Here is a 16,683-nt window from a genome sequence, read left to right on the forward strand (position 1 = left end):
CCGGGGTGAGTGCGAATTCGCTCCTTCCGGCCCTGTCCGTCGTGATCCCGGTCTACAACGAGCAGGACTGGATCGATCGCAGCGTCGGCGCGCTGATCGCGTCGGCACAGGCGGCGAACTGGCCGGTCGAGATCGTCGTGGTCGACGACGGCAGCACCGACGGCACCGGCGACAAGCTCGCCAGGCTGCAGGAGCTGTACGGCATCACCGTCCTCACCCAGCCGAACAGCGGCCGGTTCGAGGCACGCCGGGCCGGGATCGCGAAGGCCTCCGGGACCCAGATCCTGCTGCTCGACAGCCGCGTGATCGTGGACACCGGCTCGCTCACCTTCCTCCGCGACCAGCTCGTCGACCACCCCGAGCGCACGGTGTGGAACGGTCACATCAACGTCGCGTCCGAACACAATCCGTACGCGGGATTCATGGCGGGACTGGTCAAGATCCCGTGGCGCCGTTATTGCGCGAACCCGCGGCTGATGTCGTTCGGTATCGAGGAGTTCGACGTCTTCCCCAAAGGCACCGGATTCTTTTCCGCGCCGAAGGACGTTCTCGAGGATTCGTCCAACGCGTTCGAGTCGCTCTTCGAAGACGTCCGTTTCGCCAGTGACGACACGGGTGTTCTGCGCTGGATCGCCGAACGTCACCGCATCTTCCTCGCGCCGGAGTTCTCCGCGACCTACCACGGCCGCGATTCGTTCAAGAAGTTCGTCGGGCAGTCGTATTTCCGCGGCACCACGTTCGTCGATTCGTACCTCGCGTCGCCCGGCCCCGCGCGCAACGGCCTGTTCGCCGCGATGGCCGTCGGCGTCCTCGGCCTCGGTGTCGCCGCGAAGCGCCCGAAGACCGCCGTCGCGCTGGCCGCCGCCGGGTCGACGGCCGCCGGGTTCGCGGTGACGAAGTTCGGCGCGACCAAGGCCGAGGCCAAGGCCGTCGCCCAGCTCACGCCCGTGTTCGCCGCCGGCTTCGGCGCCGGAGCGCTCCGGGGGCTCTTCATGGCGCTGCGGGCCCGGCTGCGTAAATGAGCAACGCGGTGAGCAGTGAAGAGCTGGCCAAGGACACCGGGAAATCCGCCGGCCGTATCGGCGTCTACCTGCTGATCGCCATCGCGCTCGGCTACGTCCTCACCGTCGTGTGGGGACGGACGCTGTCGCCTGCCGACAACGCGGTCCTGCTCTCCTTCTGGGGCATGTTGATGGGACTGGGCGCCGCCCTGTCCCCGCTCGAACAGGAGATCTCCCGCCAGTCCGCGCACGCCGCGCTCGCCGGCCGCAAGGCGGGCCGCCCGGCGGTGATCGCCTTCGTCACCAGCCTGGTCGCGGTCGGTGTCGCGGCCCTGTTCACGCTGATCCCGCCGGTGACCGGCAAGGTCTACGGGGGCCAGTTCGCGCTCGCCGTGATCGTGCTCGCGGGCGGGCTGTCGTTCGCCTTCCAGTTCGCCGCGCGCGGCCTGCTGATCGGCCAGGACCACGTCCGGTCCTACTCGTGGCTGATCCTGGTCGAGGCCGCCGTGCGGATCCTCGTGGTCGCCGCGCTGGTGGTCGCCGGGCTCACCCAGCTGTACTGGTTCGCCATCGCCGCCGCCACCGGCTCCTTCGCCTGGCTGCTGTTCGCCCGTGGCGCCGCCAAGCTGGTCGACCCCAAGCTGGACGCCGACGAGCCCGCGAAGCCGGTCGTCACGAACATGCTGATGCTGCTCGCGGGCGCCGGGCTGACCGCGAGCGTCATCACCGGTTACCCGGCGCTGGTCAGCCTGCTCGCGCCCGGCGGTGACAAGGACGCGCTCGGCGTGCTCTTCCTCGCCCTGTTCGTGGCCAGGACGCCGCTCACGCTGATGGCTCCGGTCCAGGCGCTGGCGGTCCCGACCGTGGTGCGCCTGTCCAGTACCGAGGAGGGCAAGCACCGGCTGCGGAAGCTGCTCGCGCTCGGCTCGGCCGGCGCGCTGGCGCTCGCGGCGCTCGGCGCGGTGATCGGCTGGCTGATCGGCCCGTGGGTGGTGCGCCTGGTCTACGGCGCCAAGAACGACCCCGAGGCCTGGTGGATGGCCGGACTGGTCTGGTCCTCGGTACTGCTGGCCGCGATGCAGCTGCTCGCCGCCGTCCTCGTCGCGCAGGCCAAGGCCACGAAGGTGCTGATCACGTGGGCCGCGGTCGTCGTCGCGACCGCGCTGGTGCTGCTGTTCTTCCCCGGCGACACGGTCGTGCGCGCCGTCGTCGGCCTCGCCGCCGGGCCGACCGTCGGCCTCCTGGTCGTCATGGCGTTCGTGGTCCGCGGTGGCCCCGGACCGGGCACCGCGGCCACGAAGCCCTAGCTCTGCGGCGGCAGGTCGAGCCGGTAGACGCTGACGCTGCCCGAGGTGAAGGTCTTCGTCAGCCCCGGCAGCCCGGCCAGGTTGCTCAGCCCCGGCGCCAGCGCGAAGGACAGGTCACCGCTCCAGTGGCGACCGTCGGTCCCGACCGTCGGGGCGACGGTGTCGACGTAGATCCAGCGCACGTTCTTACGGCGCAGGATGTCCTGCACCTGGGGGTCTTCCGGGTAGGTGTTGAAACGCGCGAGCAGCAGCTCGTTCTCCTTGATCGGGCTGTGCCCGTCGGGAACGATGTTGACGATCGGCAGGTCGTAGTCGACATAGAGCAGGGTCGAGCCGTCGTTCGCGTTGTTGAGGATCGCTTCGCCCGGCGCCGCGTGCTCCTTCAGCCACTTCGCGGCGGCGTCGTCCTGATCGGAGTACCGCGTGAACTGCGGGGCGGAGTAGCGCTGGCTGAGGGAGTAGGCGGCGGTGTTCATGTAGCCGCGGAACGTGGTCACGGTGAGCGCGCCGAGCAGCACCACGGTCAGCCCGAAGGCGATCGCGGGCCGGGCCTTCGCCGGGATCGGGTTGCGCACCTTGCCCGAGACCAGCACCAGCCCGATCACCACGAAGATGACGCCGACCAGCGTCGGGATCAGCAGGTAGATGTGACTGTCGATCCTGCTGGCCACCCGGTAGTAGTACCGGCCGACCATCGCGCCGAAGCCGGAGTTGGGCGAGTTGTGGTAGGTCACCACGACGGCGGCCCAGAAGACCCAGGAGGTCACCAGCGTCCACGCGCGACGCGAGAGCACCGCGAAGACCAGGCCGACCAGGCCGAGGACGCCGAGCGTCAGCTGGCCCAACGTGTTGCCGGGGTCGAAGTAGCCGCCGTAGGGCAGCTTGGCGAGCACGCCGAAGGCGTCGCCGAGAGCGACCCCGCGGATGTTCGCGGGAGCGTCCGAAACCGTGCCGCCACCGAGCCGCAGCAGCGCCAGCACACTCGGGATCAGCAGCACCACGGTGACGACGGCGGCCAGCACCAGCGGCAGCAGCGAGCGGACGAACGCGAGCCTGCCGGACCGCGTGACCAGCAGGCCGAGCATGGCCGCGACGGTGGTGAACGCGATCGACGTCAGCGCGCTCGGGTGCAGGTTGAACGCCCCGGCCATGGCGACACCGATCAGCACGGCGCGTCCCCAGTGGCGCTTGCCGATCACCAGCATGACGGCGACGAGACCCGGGGTGATCGCCAGCGCGGCCGCGTTCGGCAGGACCCCGCCGTCGTGCGCGAAGGCGATGGCCGGGCGGTAGAGCTGCACGGAGACGAGCGCGGCGACACCGGCGGCGAGCTCGACCCAGCCGCGGCCGACGCGGCCGTGCCGGAGGACCGCGGCGGTGAACGCGGCCACCGAAAGCGGCATCACGATCACCGTGAACACGACGGTCACCAGGTTGATGGACAGCATCGTGTCGCCGAAGATGTCCGTCAGCAACGCGCTGACGTCGGTGAAGCCCGGTGGGTAGTACTGGATGTTGGTGTCGTTGACGACGTCGATCGGCAGTACCTGCCACGGCGCCGCGCGCCCGGTGAAGTGCGTGTACGCGGTCAGCACGGCGTGCGTGACGGTGTCGTGCTCCTGCGTGGGGGTCGCCCAGGAACCGAGGCCCTTGTGCCACATGCGGACGCCGAGCACGACTCCGCCCAGCGCGATCACGGCGCCGAGGATCTGCGCGATCCGGGCGGGCCTGCCGGCCAGGGCGCGCAGCCGGTCGTCCTCGGCGGGCTCGACAGACACGGAGGCCTCGGCGGGCGGACGGCGGCGGACGATCAGCAGCCTGCCCGCGCCCGTCAGCAGCAGCACCACGACCAGCGCGATCACGACGGTGAGCAACCCGAAACGCAGCCCGGTGACACCGGTGAAGAGCGACACCAGCAGGACGAATCCCATGGTGAGCGGCGCCGAGAGCCCGGCGAGCCACAACCGCTCGCGAAGGCCGGCGGTGAGGAGGATCGCGAGCCCAGGGAGCAGTACGACGAGAGCGCCGACTGCGAGCTGGGCGGCTTCGGACAGCATGTCTTCTCCGATCGAAAAATGCCGCTGACGCGGCGAGTCTATGAGGGGGTATCGCGACGTCCCGGACGCGGGGGAGTGGCCGCTGACTTGCCCGGTTGGCGTCTTCGAGACCACTACCGGCGGGCACACCGCGGTTTCCACTCTCATGGCTGACGGCGTCGCGCTCCTGGGGGAAGCAGCGAGTGATGGAGCGGGTAGCGGCCGCTCACGGCCAGTGAGAAGATAGAGTGATCCAGTGTCCAGTACGTCCGTGACCACCCGCCGCGTACTCATCGTGATGCCCGCTCTCAACGAGCAGGCCAGCGTCGGCGCCGTCATTTCCCAGGTCAAGCAGTCCCTGCCCGGCATGGACGTGCTGGTGGTGGACGACGGCTCGTCCGACGACACGGCCAAGCTCGCCCGCGCGGCGGGCGCGGAGGTGGCCCGCCTGGCGGTGAACCTCGGCGTCGGCGGGGCGATGCGCACCGGCTTCCGGTACGCGGCCGCCCGCGGCTACGACGTCGTCGTCCAGGTGGACGCGGACGGTCAGCACGATCCGGACGAGGTCGCCGCCCTGCTGGACGCGCTCGACGACGCCGACATCGCGATCGGCTCGCGGTTCGCCGGCAAGGGTTCGTACAAGGCGAGCGGCCCGCGGAAATACGCGATGGTCGCGCTCTCGGTCGTTTTCTCCCGGCTCGGGAAGACCAAGCTCACCGACGTGACCTCCGGGTTCAAGGCGATGGGCCCGCGCGCGATCAAACTGTTCGCCGCGTACTACCCGGCCGAATACCTCGGCGACACGGTCGAATCGCTGGTGATGGCGATCCGCGCCGAACTGAAGATCAAGGAAATCCCGGTGATCATGCGCGAACGGGCGGCCGGAACGCCGAGCCATTCGCCGGTGAAATCGGCCATCTACCTCGGCCGTGCCGGACTCGCCCTGCTGTTGGCGCTGGTGCGCCGCCGTCCCGCCGTCGACTCGTCGGATTCGGCGTAAAAGGAGCTGATTATGGCTGGCTGGCGCATTCTCAGCATCGTCGTCGCCTGTCTCGTGCTGTTCGTCGTCCTCGAGATGATGCGGCGGCGGAAACTGCGGGAAAAGTACGCGGGTGTCTGGCTCGTCCTCGCCGTCGGCGTGGTCGTGCTCGCCCTCGTTCCGCAGGCCGCCGACTTCATGGCGCGGATAACCGGCGTGCAAACGCCGTCGAACTTCGTATTCCTCATGGCCGGTGTGGTGCTGGCGCTGGTCGCGTTGCATCTGTCGACCGAGGTCGGGCATCTCGAAGAAGAGGTCCGGACCTCTGTCGAGGAGATCGCGCTGCTCCGCTGCGAACTCGCCGACGCCCAGCGCGACCTGGAAGAACGGGTCGCCGCGCTCGAAGCCAGGACGGCCGCGCCCGACAACGTCAAAGGGCTCCCCGAAGTGAGCCCCGCACGCGCACGCTGATCGACGCGCTTCTCGCGGCCCCGCCGAGGCTGGGCGCCGTCCGGGTGCTGGCCGTCGACGGCCCGTCCGGCTCCGGGAAGTCCACGCTGGCCGGGAAGATCGTGGCCGAACTGGCCGGTCGCGGCGTCCGGGTGGCACTGGTGAGCACCGACGAGTTCGCCACCTGGGACGAACCCGTCTCGTGGTGGCCGCGGCTGGAAACCGGCGTCCTGGAACCGCTGCGCGCGGGCCGGGCAGGCCGGTATCGGCGGGTGGACTGGTCCAGTGGCGTCCCGCTATCGGGTGAAGAGGTCGAGATCCCGGTCCCCGAGGTTCTGGTACTGGAGGGCGTCTCCAGTGGCCGCGCGCGGATGCGGCCTTCGTTGTCCCTGCTGACCTGGCTGGACGGCGGGAGCGAGGCCGAACGTCTCGACCGTGGTGCCGGGCGTGACGGTGAGGAATCCCGGGCTGATCTGCGGCGCTGGCAGTTGTTCGAGCGCGGGTGGTTCGCCGTCGACGGGACCAGGGCGGCGGCGGATCGTGTGGTCACCTCTCGTGAGTGGTAAGGACGGTTCTAACCGGCCTGCCGGTGTCTTGTTTTGTCCGGCACCCATTGGTCGTAGTGGTGGACACCCATTTGAGTCAGTGACCCGGCACTCTGCGCGTTAGTGGTCCGGAATTGATTACACTCCGTCCGGAATTGCGGACACTTTGCGGTCGTATTGGCCGTCGTGTAGCGCGATCGTAACCTCGCGTGCTTAAGTGCGGGCCGAGTTCCCGCTAGTGTCGGCGGGCACACCGATCGTCCGTGGAGCTCGACTTTCCGACCGACCGGACGGTGCCTAAACACCGAAAATCTCCTCAAGGGGTGCCAGATGCAGCAACTGCGGGTGACCCGAGCACGCCGTGTGGCCCTGATCGGGCTTGCCGGCGCACTCGCGGTCTCCATTTCCGCCTGTGCCGAATCGAAGCGTGAAGAAGGCGCAGGGGGTGGCTCGGGAGGCACCATGGTCTTCGGTGCCGCCGGTAACCCGAAGACTTTCGACCCGCTCTTCAACGACGACGGTGAGACCTTCCGCATCATCCGCCAGATGATGGACACGCTGATCATGAACAAGCCGGGGACCGCGGACCTCGAGCCCGGTCTGGCGGAGAAGTGGGAAGGCAGCAACGAAGGCAAGACCTGGACCTTCACCCTGAAGAAGGGCGTGAAGTTCCACGACGGCACCCCGTTCAACGCCGAAGCGGTCTGCTTCAACTTCAACCGCATGTTCAACATGAAGGGCGCCGCCGCCCAGAGCCAGATGATCTACTACGGCGACGTCTTCGAGGGCTTCGCCAAGAACGAGGGTGACGCCTCCGGCGCCCCGGTGTTCAAGGACTGCCAGGCCAAGGACGAGTCCACCGCCGTCCTGAACCTGAACAAGGCCAAGGGTGCCTTCCCGGCCGCCTTCACGCTGCCGTCGTTCTCGATCCAGAGCCCGGACGCGCTGAAGAAGTACAACGCCGACGCCGTCACCCAGAGCGGTGACTCGTTCTCCTACCCGGAGTACGCGCTGAAGCACCCGACCGGCACCGGCCCGTTCAAGTTCGAGAGCTGGGACCAGGCCAAGGGTGAGATCACGCTGGTCAAGGCCACCGACTCGCCGACCCAGACGGCCAAGCTCGACAAGCTGGTCTTCAAGGTCATCCCGGACGAGAACGCCCGCAAGCAGGCGCTCAAGGCCGGCGACATCCAGGGCTACGACTACCCGTCGCCCGCGGACTACGGCCTGCTGCGCAACGACGGCGAGCAGGTGCTCATCCGCCCGTCGTTCAACATCCTGTACCTGGGCATCAACCAGAAGAACAACCCGAAGCTGAAGGACCAGAAGGTCCGCCAGGCGCTGGCCTACGGTCTCAACCGTGAGCAGTTCGTGAAGTCGAAGCTCCCCGAGGGCGCCGAGACCGCGACGCAGTTCGTGCCGAAGGCGATCGACGGCTACAACGAGAACGTCACCAAGTACGAATACAACCTTCAGAAGGCGAAAGACCTGCTGAAGGAAGCCGGCGCCGAGGGCATGACGCTGAAGTTCTACTACCCGACCGAGGTCACCCGGCCGTACATGCCGAACCCGGCCGACATCTTCACCTCGCTGTCCGAGGACATGAAGGCCATGGGCATCAAGGTCGAGCCGATCGCCAAGCCGTGGAACGGTGGCTACAAGGACGACGTCCAGAAGGCGGGCAAGCACGACGTGCACCTGCTCGGCTGGACCGGTGACTACAACGACGCCGGTAACTTCGTCGGTACCTTCTTCGGCCGCGAGAAGCCGGAGTTCGGCTTCGAAAACGCCGAGCTGTTCTCGGCCATCTCGGCCGCGGACGCCGCGCCCGCCGGTGAGGCGCACACCAAGGCGTACCAGGAAGTGAACCAGAAGATCATGGAATACCTGCCCGCCATCCCGATCTCCTACGGCCCCCCGGCGATCGTCGTGGGCCCGAAGGTGAAGGGCCTGGTGGCCAGCCCGCTGACCGACGAGCGCTTCTACACCGTCACGGTCAACTGATCCACCACCACTGAGCCACCAGGGGGTGGGCGCTACCGCGCCCGCCCCCTGTGGCCCATTCCCGGGCTGGCAACAAAGGAACGCACGTGCTCCGTTTTCTCGTGCGTCGGCTGCTACAAGCGATACCGACGCTCTTGATCCTGTCCATTTTGATCTTCGCCTGGCTCCGGTCCCTGCCCGGTGGCCCCGCCGGCGCCCTCCTTGGTGACAAGGCGACCCCGGAGAAGATCGCCGACCTGAACAAGCTTCTCGGCCTCGACGATCCGATTTTCGTCCAGTACTTCAAGTTCCTCGGCCGGGCGATCACCGGCGACTTCGGCAACTCGCTGGTCTCCGCCCAGCCGGTCATGTCGGAGATCGGGAACTTCCTTCCCGCCACGATCGAGCTCGGCTTCTGCGCGATGCTCATCGCGGTGGGCCTCGGCATCCCGTTCGGCTATCTGTCCGCCCGCTTCCGCGGCGGGGCCGTCGACAACGTCATCATCGTGCTCAGCCTGGTCGGCGTCGCGGTGCCGGTGTTCTTCCTCGGCTACATGATGCAGGACCTGCTGGCCGCCCCGCTGGGACTTCCCTCGCAGGGCCGTCAGATGGCGGGTCTCGACGCCACCACGGTCACCGGGTTCGCGGTCTTCGACGGCATCATCACCCAGGAATGGGACGCCGCCTGGGACGCGATCACCCACCTGATCCTCCCGGCGTTCGCGCTGGCCACGATCCCGCTCGCGGTCATCGTCCGGATCACCCGGGCTTCGGTGCTGGACGTGCTGAACGAGGACTTCATCCGCACGGCCAACTCGAAGGGCCTGACCCAGCCGATCGTGCGGCGCCGTCACGTGCTCCGCAACGGTCTGCTTCCGGTGGTCACCGTCATCGGTCTCCAGACCGGCGCGCTGCTCGGTGGCGCCGTGCTGACCGAGCGGGTGTTCAACTTCCGCGGCCTCGGCTTCCTGCTCGCCGAAGGCATCGAACGGCGTGACTACCCGCGTCTGCAGGCGCTGCTGCTGTTCGGCGCGCTGGTCTACGTGCTGGTGAACATGCTGGTCGATATCTCGTACGGGCTCATCGACCCGAGGGTGCGTGTCCGATGAACACCTTGCTGAACAAGAAGAAGGAGCCGATCGACCGGCTCGCGGCTTCCTCGGCGAAGGGGCACAGCCTCGGTGGCGAGGCGCTGCGCCGGATGATGCGGAGCCCGGTGGCGATCACCGGCGCCGTGATCACCGGCCTGTTCCTGCTGGTCGCGATCTTCGCGCCGCTACTGGCGCCGAAGGATCCCTACGAGCGGTATCTGCAGAGCCAGGTCATCCTCGGCCAGGGCATCATCCCGGGCGCCCAGCCCGGATTCCCGCTCGGTGTCGACGACTTCGGCCGCGACTACCTTTCGCGGCTGCTGGTCGGCGCGCAGAACACGCTGCTGGTCGGTGTGCTCGCGACGATCATCGGCGTCGTGGTCGGCATGATCATCGGCGGCCTCGCCGGTGCCTTCGGCGGCTGGGTCGACACCGTGCTGATGCGGCTCGTCGACGTCATGCTGTCCGTGCCGTCGCTGCTGCTGGCGATCTCGGTCGCCGCGCTGTTCCAGAAGCCGAGCCAGTGGACGGTGATCGTCGCGGTGTCGATGGTCAGCGTGCCGATCTTCGCGCGATTGCTGCGCGGTTCGATGCTCGCGCAGAGAAACAGCGACCACGTGCTCGCGGCGACGTCGCTCGGCGTCAAACGCGGGGCGATCGTGTTGCGGCACATGCTGCCCAACTCGCTCGGCCCGGTCATCGTGCAGGCCACGCTGACCCTGGCGACCGCGATCCTCGAGGCGGCGGCGCTGTCGTTCCTCGGTCTCGGCGACCCGGACCCGAACCGGGCGGAATGGGGCATCATGCTGAGCCGCAGCGCTCGGCAGTTCCTCGACATCCGCCCCGAGCTGGCGTACTACCCGGCCATCGCGATCATCATCGTCGCGCTCGGGTTCACGCTGCTCGGCGAGTCCCTGCGGGAAGCCCTCGATCCGAAGAACAGGCGGTGATCTTTCATGGCTCTCCTTGAAGTACGCGACCTCAAGGTCGTTTTCTCCCGGCGCGGCGAGAAGCCGTTCACCGCGGTGGACGAGGTCAGTTTCGACGTCGAACCCGGCCAGACGGTCGGTCTCGTCGGTGAGTCCGGTTGCGGCAAGTCCGTGACCTCGCTGGCGATCATGCGGCTGCTCGCGAAACGCGGCAACCAGGTCAGCGGTTCGGTGTCGTTCGAAGGCACGGATCTGCTTCGCCTGTCGGACAAGGAAATGCGGGACCGCCGCGGCCGTGACCTCGGCATGGTGTTCCAGGATCCGCTGTCCTCGCTGAACCCGGTCATCCCGATCGGGCTGCAGATCACCGAGGTCCTGGAGCGGCATCGCGGGATGTCGCGCAAGGCGGCGTCGGTGGAGGCGGCGGAACTGCTGGACAAGGTCGGCATTCCCGACCCGGCACGGCGGCTTTCCGAGTACCCGCACCAGCTTTCCGGCGGGATGCGGCAGCGCGCGCTGATCGCGATCGCGCTGGCGTGCCGTCCCCGGCTGCTCATCGCCGACGAGCCGACCACCGCGCTCGACGTGACGATCCAGGCGCAGATCCTCGCGCTGCTGCGGGAACTGGTGCAGGACACCGGGACCGCGCTGATCATGATCACGCACGACCTCGGTGTCGTCGCCGGTCTCTGCGACCAGGTGAACGTGCTCTACGGCGGCAAGATCGTCGAGCGGGCGGAGCGGCACGCGCTGTTCGCCGAGCCGCGGCATCCGTACACGCACGGCCTGCTCGCCTCGATCCCGCGACTCGACGCGGGCCGCGGCGAGAAGCTGATCCCCATCAAGGGATCCGTCTCCGACAACATCCCGTGGGACGGCGGCTGCGCCTTCGCGCCCCGCTGCCCGAACGCTCTCGGCGTGTGCCGGGAGGTTTCACCGCAGCTGACCCCCGACCGCAATGGGCTGCTGCGCTGCCACAACCCGGTGATCCCGGCCGTGGCCGCACAAGGAGGGGTCCGATGACGCACACGGTTCCGCCGCAGGAAGTGCTGCTGGAGGTCGACGACCTCAAGGTGCACTTCCCGATCAAACGCGGCATCGTGGTCGACCGGACGGTCGGCTACGTGTACGCCGTGGACGGCGTCGATCTCGCCATCCGCAAGGGTGAGACCTACGGTCTGGTCGGGGAATCCGGCTGCGGGAAGTCCACATTGGGCAGGGCGATCCTCCGGCTGACCGAGCTGACCGACGGCAAGGTCGTCTTCGACGGCACCGACGTCGCCGGGCTCAAGGGCGAGGAGCTGCGCAAGGCCCGCCGCCGGATGCAGATGGTCTTCCAGGACCCGATGTCCTCTTTGGACCCTCGGCAGTCGGTGGAATCCATTCTGACCGAAGGGATGAAGGCGCACGGTCTCGCCAAGGACAAGGAGGCGACGGCCAAGCGGCTGCGCGAACTCCTCGCCGCCGTCGGTCTTCCGGAGTCCTCGCTGCGGAAGTACCCGCACGAGTTCTCGGGCGGTCAGCGTCAGCGCATCGGCATCGCGCGGGCGCTCGCGGTGGAGCCGGACCTGATCGTCGCCGACGAACCGGTGTCCGCGCTGGACGTCTCGGTGCAGGCGCAGGTGGTCAACCTCCTGGAGGATCTGCAGGAGAAGCTCGGGCTCACGTACCTGGTGATCGCGCACGACCTCGCGGTGGTGCGGCACATCTCCGACCGCATCGGTGTGATGTACCTCGGCTCGCTGGTCGAAGAGGCCGACGCCGACACGCTGTACGAGAACCCGCTGCACCCGTACACGCGGGCGCTGCTTTCGGCGATCCCCGTGCCGGACCCGACGGTGGAGGACAGCCGGGAGCAGATCCTGCTCGCCGGTGACCTGCCGTCGCCGGCGCGGCCGCCGTCCGGGTGCCGGTTCCACACGCGGTGCCCGTGGAAGCAGCAGAGCCTGTGCGACACCGACCGCCCGCAGCTGCGGGAGATCGGCACCGGTCACCGGGTCGCGTGCCACTACGCGGAGGACATCCGCGACGGGCGGATCAAACCGCACGAGGTCAAGGCGGAACTCGTCGGTGCCGGGGAGCTGAATCCCGACGTCGGCGGGCTGCCGGACGTCGGCTCGGCGGCGGAGATCCTCTAGCCGCTTGGGTCGCATTTAGTCCTCTAAATGCGTGCAGTCGGCGTGCTCGGCCATGTCGCGAAGGCCACTTTCAGGACATCTGACGTCCCGAAAGTGGCTTTCGCGACACCCGGCCCAATGGTGAGGCCTTCAACCCAGCCCGCATCCAGAGGACTAAAGGCATGGGCGAGGCACCATGTCTGGCCGCATTTAGTGGGCTAAGTGCGGGCAGGCGCGGAAGGCCGTCTTCGGGCAGACTCGGTGTCATGCGGGTCACAGTGCTGGGTGCGTCGGGGCGGACGGGGATCCACGTGGTCCGGCTTCTGCGGGGGCGGGGGCATCAGGTGCGGGCGGGGCTGCGCAGCCGCCGCCGCGCGGACGAGGTCGCCGGCCTCGGCGCCGAAACCGTGGTCGCGGACGTCACCGCCGACGCGGAAGACCTCGTNCGGGTCACAGTGCTGGGTGCGTCGGGGCGGACGGGGATCCACGTGGTCCGGCTTCTGCGGGGGCGGGGGCATCAGGTGCGGGCGGGGCTGCGCAGCCGCCGCCGCGCGGACGAGGTCGCCGGCCTCGGCGCCGAAACCGTGGTCGCGGACGTCACCGCCGACGCGGAAGACCTCGTCGAGGCGCTCGCCGGTTCCGAGGTGGTGATCAACGCGATCGGCGCACCCGATCCCGATCAGGCCTCGGTCGACCTCGTCGACCGCGACGGCGTGATCACCGCGATCCGCGCCGCCGAGAAGGCCGGTGTCTCCCGGTTCGTGCAGCTTTCCGCGCAGTTCGCGGATTCGCCGGACCAGGGCGATCGCCTGGTGCGGTCGATCCTGATGGCGAAGCAGATCTCCGACAGCGTTCTCCAGCGGTCCAGCCTGAACTGGACGATCGTCCGGCCCGGCACGCTCACCGACGACCAGCCCACCGGTCACGTCAAGATCGCCGGCCATCTCGAACCGGGCCGCGTCTCCCGCGCGGACGTCGCCGCCGTCCTGGTCGCCACGCTCGAAGAGCCGCTCGCCGAGAACCAGGGTTTCGACGTCATCGGCGGCGAGATCCCGATCCCCACGGCGCTGGCTTCATTCAGCTGAGCGCCTTCTTCCGCTCCCGCGCGGCCCGCAGGTTCGCGACGTTCCCGCAGGTACGCACGTCGTGCCAGACACCGCTGTTGTTACGCGAGACGTCGTAGAAGGCCGAACGACAGCCGTCGAGACGGCACAGTTTCAGCCGCGGCCAGATCCCGGCCTGCTGCGCGAGCAGGGTCTCCGTCCACAGCGCCGATGCGAGCCACTGCCGTCCGGTGCCGGACGGGAACAGCCGGACGACGCCGTCCCGCAGCGTCAGATCCGCCTTGACCGCCTTGCCGAAGTCCGCGTCCCCGCCGTCCACGAGCGAAACGAACGTCTCTCGCAGGTCGCGAAGCGCGCGAAGGTCACCCGGCCCCAGCGTGATCTCGGGTACGTCGGCGTCCCGGGCCCGCGACCATTCCGCCAGCGCCTCGGTAGCCCAAGGCCGCGTCAGGTCGGGGTCGCTCAGCAGGTCGAGGCCGTACGTCTTGATCGCCTTCGTGTTGAGGAAGTCCTGAACGAGCGCCAGCCCCGAGGGGGCGGTGCGTAACCGGTACCGGTCCGTCGCGGTCCATGACATAGGTCAAGCGTACTTGACTCTGTCGGCTGGCGTCGCCATGCTGACGACAGAGGCAAAAGCCGAACACTTCTGTCAAGGGAGCAAGTCATGACCTCCATCGAAGGCGCCGTCGCACTGGTCACCGGCGGGCAGCGCGGACTCGGCAAGGCGTTCGTCACCGAACTGCTCGACCGCGGTGCCGCCAAGGTCTACGCGACCGCCAGGTCGCCGCGCGAGGAGACCGACCCGCGGATCGTCCCGGTCCCGCTCGACGTCACCGATCCGGAATCCGTCCGCGCGCTGGCGGAGAAGGCGGGCGACGCCACGATCGTCTTCAACAACGCCGGCGTCCTCGGTCTCGGCTCGCTGCTCAGCGAAGACGTCGAGGCGCACCGCCCGGTCTTCGAGACCAACGTCTTCGGCGCGCTGCGCATCGCGCAAGCGTTTGCGCCGCAGCTCAAGGACGGTGGCGCGCTGGTCAACGTGCACTCGGTCCTGTCGTGGGCGGCGGGCTCGGGTTCCTACGGCGCGTCGAAGGCGGCCTTCTGGTCCCTCACCAATTCGCTTCGCATCGAGTTCGCCGAACAGGGCACGCAGGTCGTCGGCGTCCACCTCGGCTACACCGATACCGACATGACCCAGGGCCTCGACATCCCCAAGAACGACCCGCGCGACGTCGCCCGCCAGGTCGTCGACGGGCTGGCGAAGGGCGAGACCGAGGTGCTCACCGACGACCTCACCCGCCACGTCAAGGCCGCGCTGTCCGGCCCGGTCGAGCACCTCGGCACGAGCCGGATCGGCGCGTAGAAAAAGGTTGGCGCGAGGCAGGCGGCCCGAGGTAGTTTCGCCGCCATGTGTGCTTCCGCGTTCACCAGGACCCGCCGCGCCTAGCGGCGGATCCCCAGCGTCCAGCAAGGAACCGCCGCCCGAGCGAGCCATCGCCGGGCAGGCCTCGTGCTGCCCGGCTCACCTCGAAGCCGCGGAGATCCCTTGCGCACACAGCGTCCTGGCCGTCACGAACTCGGCCAGAACTTCCTCATCGACCGGAACACCATCGAAACCGTCGTGAAACTCGTCGGCGGCACGGACGGGCCGATCATCGAATTCGGCACGGGCGACGGTGCGTTGACCCTGCCTCTGGAACGGCTCGGCAGGCCACTGACCGGCATCGAGATCGACGACCGCCGCGCCACCCGGCTGGCGGGCCGCGTCCGGCCGTCCACGGAGATCGTCACCGCCGACTACCTGCGGTTCCCCCTGCCGCGGACGCCACACGTACTGGTCGGCAATCTGCCGTTCCACCTCACCACCGCGACGCTGCGCCACGTCCTCGCCGCTCCCGGCTGGACGGACGCCGTCCTCCTCATGCAGTGGGAGGTGGCGCGCCGCCGGGCCGGGGTCGGCGGCGCGACCATGATGACCGCGCAGTGGTGGCCCTGGTTCGACTTCCGGCTGGCGGGCCGGGTGCCCGCCACGGCGTTCCGCCCGAGGCCCGGCGTCGACGGCGGTCTGCTCACCATGACCCGCCGCGAGCGGCCACTCGTCGACGACACGGATCGTGAGCGCTACCAGGACTTCGTGCGGCGGGTGTTCACCCGTCCCGGCAAGGGAGTCGTGCCCAAACGCCTCACCGCACACCAGTGGGCTGAGGCGTTTCGGCTTCGGCGAGGAAGTCCGGCTCGCGCACGCGGCGTTTCGTCGAACCGAACAGGACGCCGCCGATGACCACGGCCGCCGCGATGATCTCCACGAGCGAGGGGCGTTCGTCGAGGACCAGGAACGCCATCGACAGCCCGACCACCGGCACCAGCAGCGAGAACGGCGCGACCACGCCCGCCGGGTTGCGGCGCATCAGCGACGTCCAGATCCCGGAGCCGGCGATCGTGCCGAACAGCACGACGTAGGCGAGGCCGCCGAGGCCGATCAGCCCGGTGGTGGTGCCGAGCGTGCTCAGCGAGTGCCCGATCTCGGCGGGGCCCTCCATGACCAGGGACAGCGCGAACATCGGCAGCGGTGGCACCACGGACATCCAGAGGACGAAATTCAGCGGGTTGTCCGGGGCCGCCTGCCGGGTGCTCAGGTTGCCGAACGCCCAGCTCAGCGCGCCGAGCAGGGTCAGGATCACCGGCAGCAGGGCGGCGTTCCCGGCCTGCTGCCAAGCGATCGTCGCCATCCCGGCGACGGCGAGCAGGATGCCGGTGAGCTGCCGTCCGGACACGCGTTCGCGCAGGAAGACGGCGCCGAGCAGAACGGTGAACGGCGCGGACGCCTGCAGCACCAGCGACGCGAGCCCGGTCGGCATGCCGGTGTCCATCGCGATGAAGAGGAACACGAACTGCCCGGTGCCGAAGCCCAGCCCGTAGCCGAGCAGGTGGCGGATCTTCACCTTCGGCCACGGCACGAACAGGATCGTCGGGATGGCGATGACCGCGAAACGCAGCCCGCCGGCGAAGACGGGCGGGAACTGGCCGAGGGTGGCGTGGATGGCGAGGAAATTGCAGCCCCAGAGGACGGCGACGAACAGGGCGAGCAGGCGATCGCGGGCGGGCATGCCTTCACTCTTACGTGGCGCGACCCTTTAGGACCAGCGAGAATATTTGCAGCGATCGTTCAGTTCGGCTTCAC

At 68.6% G+C, this 16,683-nt stretch carries 16 protein-coding genes; 13 read left to right on the top strand and 3 right to left on the bottom strand.

Annotated features, from left to right (window positions below):
- The first annotated feature begins 5 nt into the window (after window positions 1–5).
- Both ACXIZN_RS35730 and ACXIZN_RS35735 read left to right on the top strand, forming a co-directional pair.
- Entirely contained in the window at window positions 6–1,022 is a 1,017-nt protein-coding gene (locus ACXIZN_RS35730) for a glycosyltransferase family 2 protein (protein WP_457959306.1), read from the top strand.
- The gene (locus ACXIZN_RS35735; protein ID WP_457959307.1) at window positions 1,019–2,308 is read left to right on the top strand and encodes a hypothetical protein; all 1,290 of its coding nucleotides are present in this window, start codon (window positions 1,019–1,021) and stop codon (window positions 2,306–2,308) included. Before ACXIZN_RS35730 ends, ACXIZN_RS35735 begins: the two co-directional genes overlap by 4 nt.
- On the opposite strand, the gene ACXIZN_RS35740 is transcribed toward ACXIZN_RS35735, so the two are convergent.
- On the bottom strand, window positions 2,305–4,365 hold the full coding sequence (locus ACXIZN_RS35740; RefSeq protein WP_457959308.1) for a DUF6541 family protein: 2,061 nt from the start codon (window positions 4,363–4,365) through the stop codon (window positions 2,305–2,307). The two genes, ACXIZN_RS35735 and ACXIZN_RS35740, sit on opposite strands and share 4 nt — an antisense overlap.
- 277 nt (window positions 4,366–4,642) lie before the next feature.
- On the opposite strand from ACXIZN_RS35740, the gene ACXIZN_RS35745 reads away from it, so the two are divergent.
- The 9 genes from ACXIZN_RS35745 (at window position 4,643) to ACXIZN_RS35785 (ending at window position 13,523) form a co-directional block, all read left to right on the top strand.
- Complete coding sequence (locus ACXIZN_RS35745) at window positions 4,643–5,344, top strand: glycosyltransferase family 2 protein (RefSeq protein WP_257489823.1); 702 nt, start codon at window positions 4,643–4,645, stop codon at window positions 5,342–5,344.
- Between the two features lie 12 nt (window positions 5,345–5,356).
- Window positions 5,357–5,794, top strand: coding sequence for a DUF2304 domain-containing protein (locus ACXIZN_RS35750; protein WP_192742615.1), 438 nt, complete (start codon window positions 5,357–5,359; stop codon window positions 5,792–5,794).
- Between the two features lie 29 nt (window positions 5,795–5,823).
- A complete protein-coding gene (locus ACXIZN_RS35755) occupies window positions 5,824–6,339 on the top strand; it encodes a uridine kinase family protein (protein WP_457960682.1) in 516 nt (171 codons plus the stop codon).
- Window positions 6,340–6,648: 309 nt separating this feature from the next.
- Window positions 6,649–8,322 carry an ABC transporter substrate-binding protein gene (locus tag ACXIZN_RS35760; RefSeq protein WP_457959309.1) on the top strand — a complete coding sequence of 558 codons (1,674 nt, stop codon included), beginning with the start codon at window positions 6,649–6,651 and terminating at the stop codon, window positions 8,320–8,322.
- Window positions 8,323–8,408: 86 nt separating this feature from the next.
- On the top strand, window positions 8,409–9,410 hold the full coding sequence (locus tag ACXIZN_RS35765; RefSeq protein ID WP_219147403.1) for an ABC transporter permease: 1,002 nt from the start codon (window positions 8,409–8,411) through the stop codon (window positions 9,408–9,410).
- Window positions 9,407–10,342 (top strand): ABC transporter permease, encoded by a 936-nt coding sequence (locus tag ACXIZN_RS35770; protein WP_126737230.1) that lies wholly within the window; start codon window positions 9,407–9,409, stop codon window positions 10,340–10,342. Before ACXIZN_RS35765 ends, ACXIZN_RS35770 begins: the two co-directional genes overlap by 4 nt.
- 6 nt (window positions 10,343–10,348) lie before the next feature.
- Window positions 10,349–11,344: an ABC transporter ATP-binding protein gene (locus ACXIZN_RS35775; RefSeq protein ID WP_457959310.1), complete on the top strand. Its 996-nt coding sequence runs from the start codon at window positions 10,349–10,351 to the stop codon at window positions 11,342–11,344.
- Complete coding sequence (locus ACXIZN_RS35780) at window positions 11,341–12,459, top strand: ABC transporter ATP-binding protein (RefSeq protein ID WP_457959311.1); 1,119 nt, start codon at window positions 11,341–11,343, stop codon at window positions 12,457–12,459. The genes ACXIZN_RS35775 and ACXIZN_RS35780 overlap by 4 nt, the downstream gene beginning before the upstream one ends.
- A gap of 245 nt (window positions 12,460–12,704) precedes the next feature.
- Window positions 12,705–13,523, top strand: coding sequence for an NAD(P)H-binding protein (locus ACXIZN_RS35785; protein WP_457959312.1), 819 nt, complete (start codon window positions 12,705–12,707; stop codon window positions 13,521–13,523).
- Here ACXIZN_RS35785 and ACXIZN_RS35790 read toward each other — a convergent pair.
- Window positions 13,516–14,079 (bottom strand): CGNR zinc finger domain-containing protein, encoded by a 564-nt coding sequence (locus ACXIZN_RS35790; protein WP_457959313.1) that lies wholly within the window; start codon window positions 14,077–14,079, stop codon window positions 13,516–13,518. The genes ACXIZN_RS35785 and ACXIZN_RS35790 overlap by 8 nt on opposite strands.
- Window positions 14,080–14,166: 87 nt before the next feature.
- Between ACXIZN_RS35790 and ACXIZN_RS35795 the strand changes: the two genes are divergently transcribed.
- Together ACXIZN_RS35795 and erm are read left to right on the top strand one after the other, a co-directional pair.
- Window positions 14,167–14,865, top strand: a complete 699-nt coding sequence (locus ACXIZN_RS35795) for an SDR family oxidoreductase (RefSeq protein ID WP_457959314.1) — start codon at window positions 14,167–14,169, stop codon at window positions 14,863–14,865.
- 183 nt (window positions 14,866–15,048) lie between these two features.
- Window positions 15,049–15,783, top strand: a complete 735-nt coding sequence (erm, locus tag ACXIZN_RS35800) for a 23S ribosomal RNA methyltransferase Erm (RefSeq protein WP_457959315.1) — start codon at window positions 15,049–15,051, stop codon at window positions 15,781–15,783.
- On the opposite strand, the gene ACXIZN_RS35805 is transcribed toward erm, so the two are convergent.
- Complete coding sequence (locus tag ACXIZN_RS35805) at window positions 15,686–16,609, bottom strand: EamA family transporter (RefSeq protein ID WP_457959316.1); 924 nt, start codon at window positions 16,607–16,609, stop codon at window positions 15,686–15,688. The two genes, erm and ACXIZN_RS35805, sit on opposite strands and share 98 nt — an antisense overlap.
- Between the last annotated feature and the right edge of the window lie 74 nt (window positions 16,610–16,683).

The sequence above is a fragment of the Amycolatopsis sp. TRM77291 genome (genome assembly GCF_054166285.1).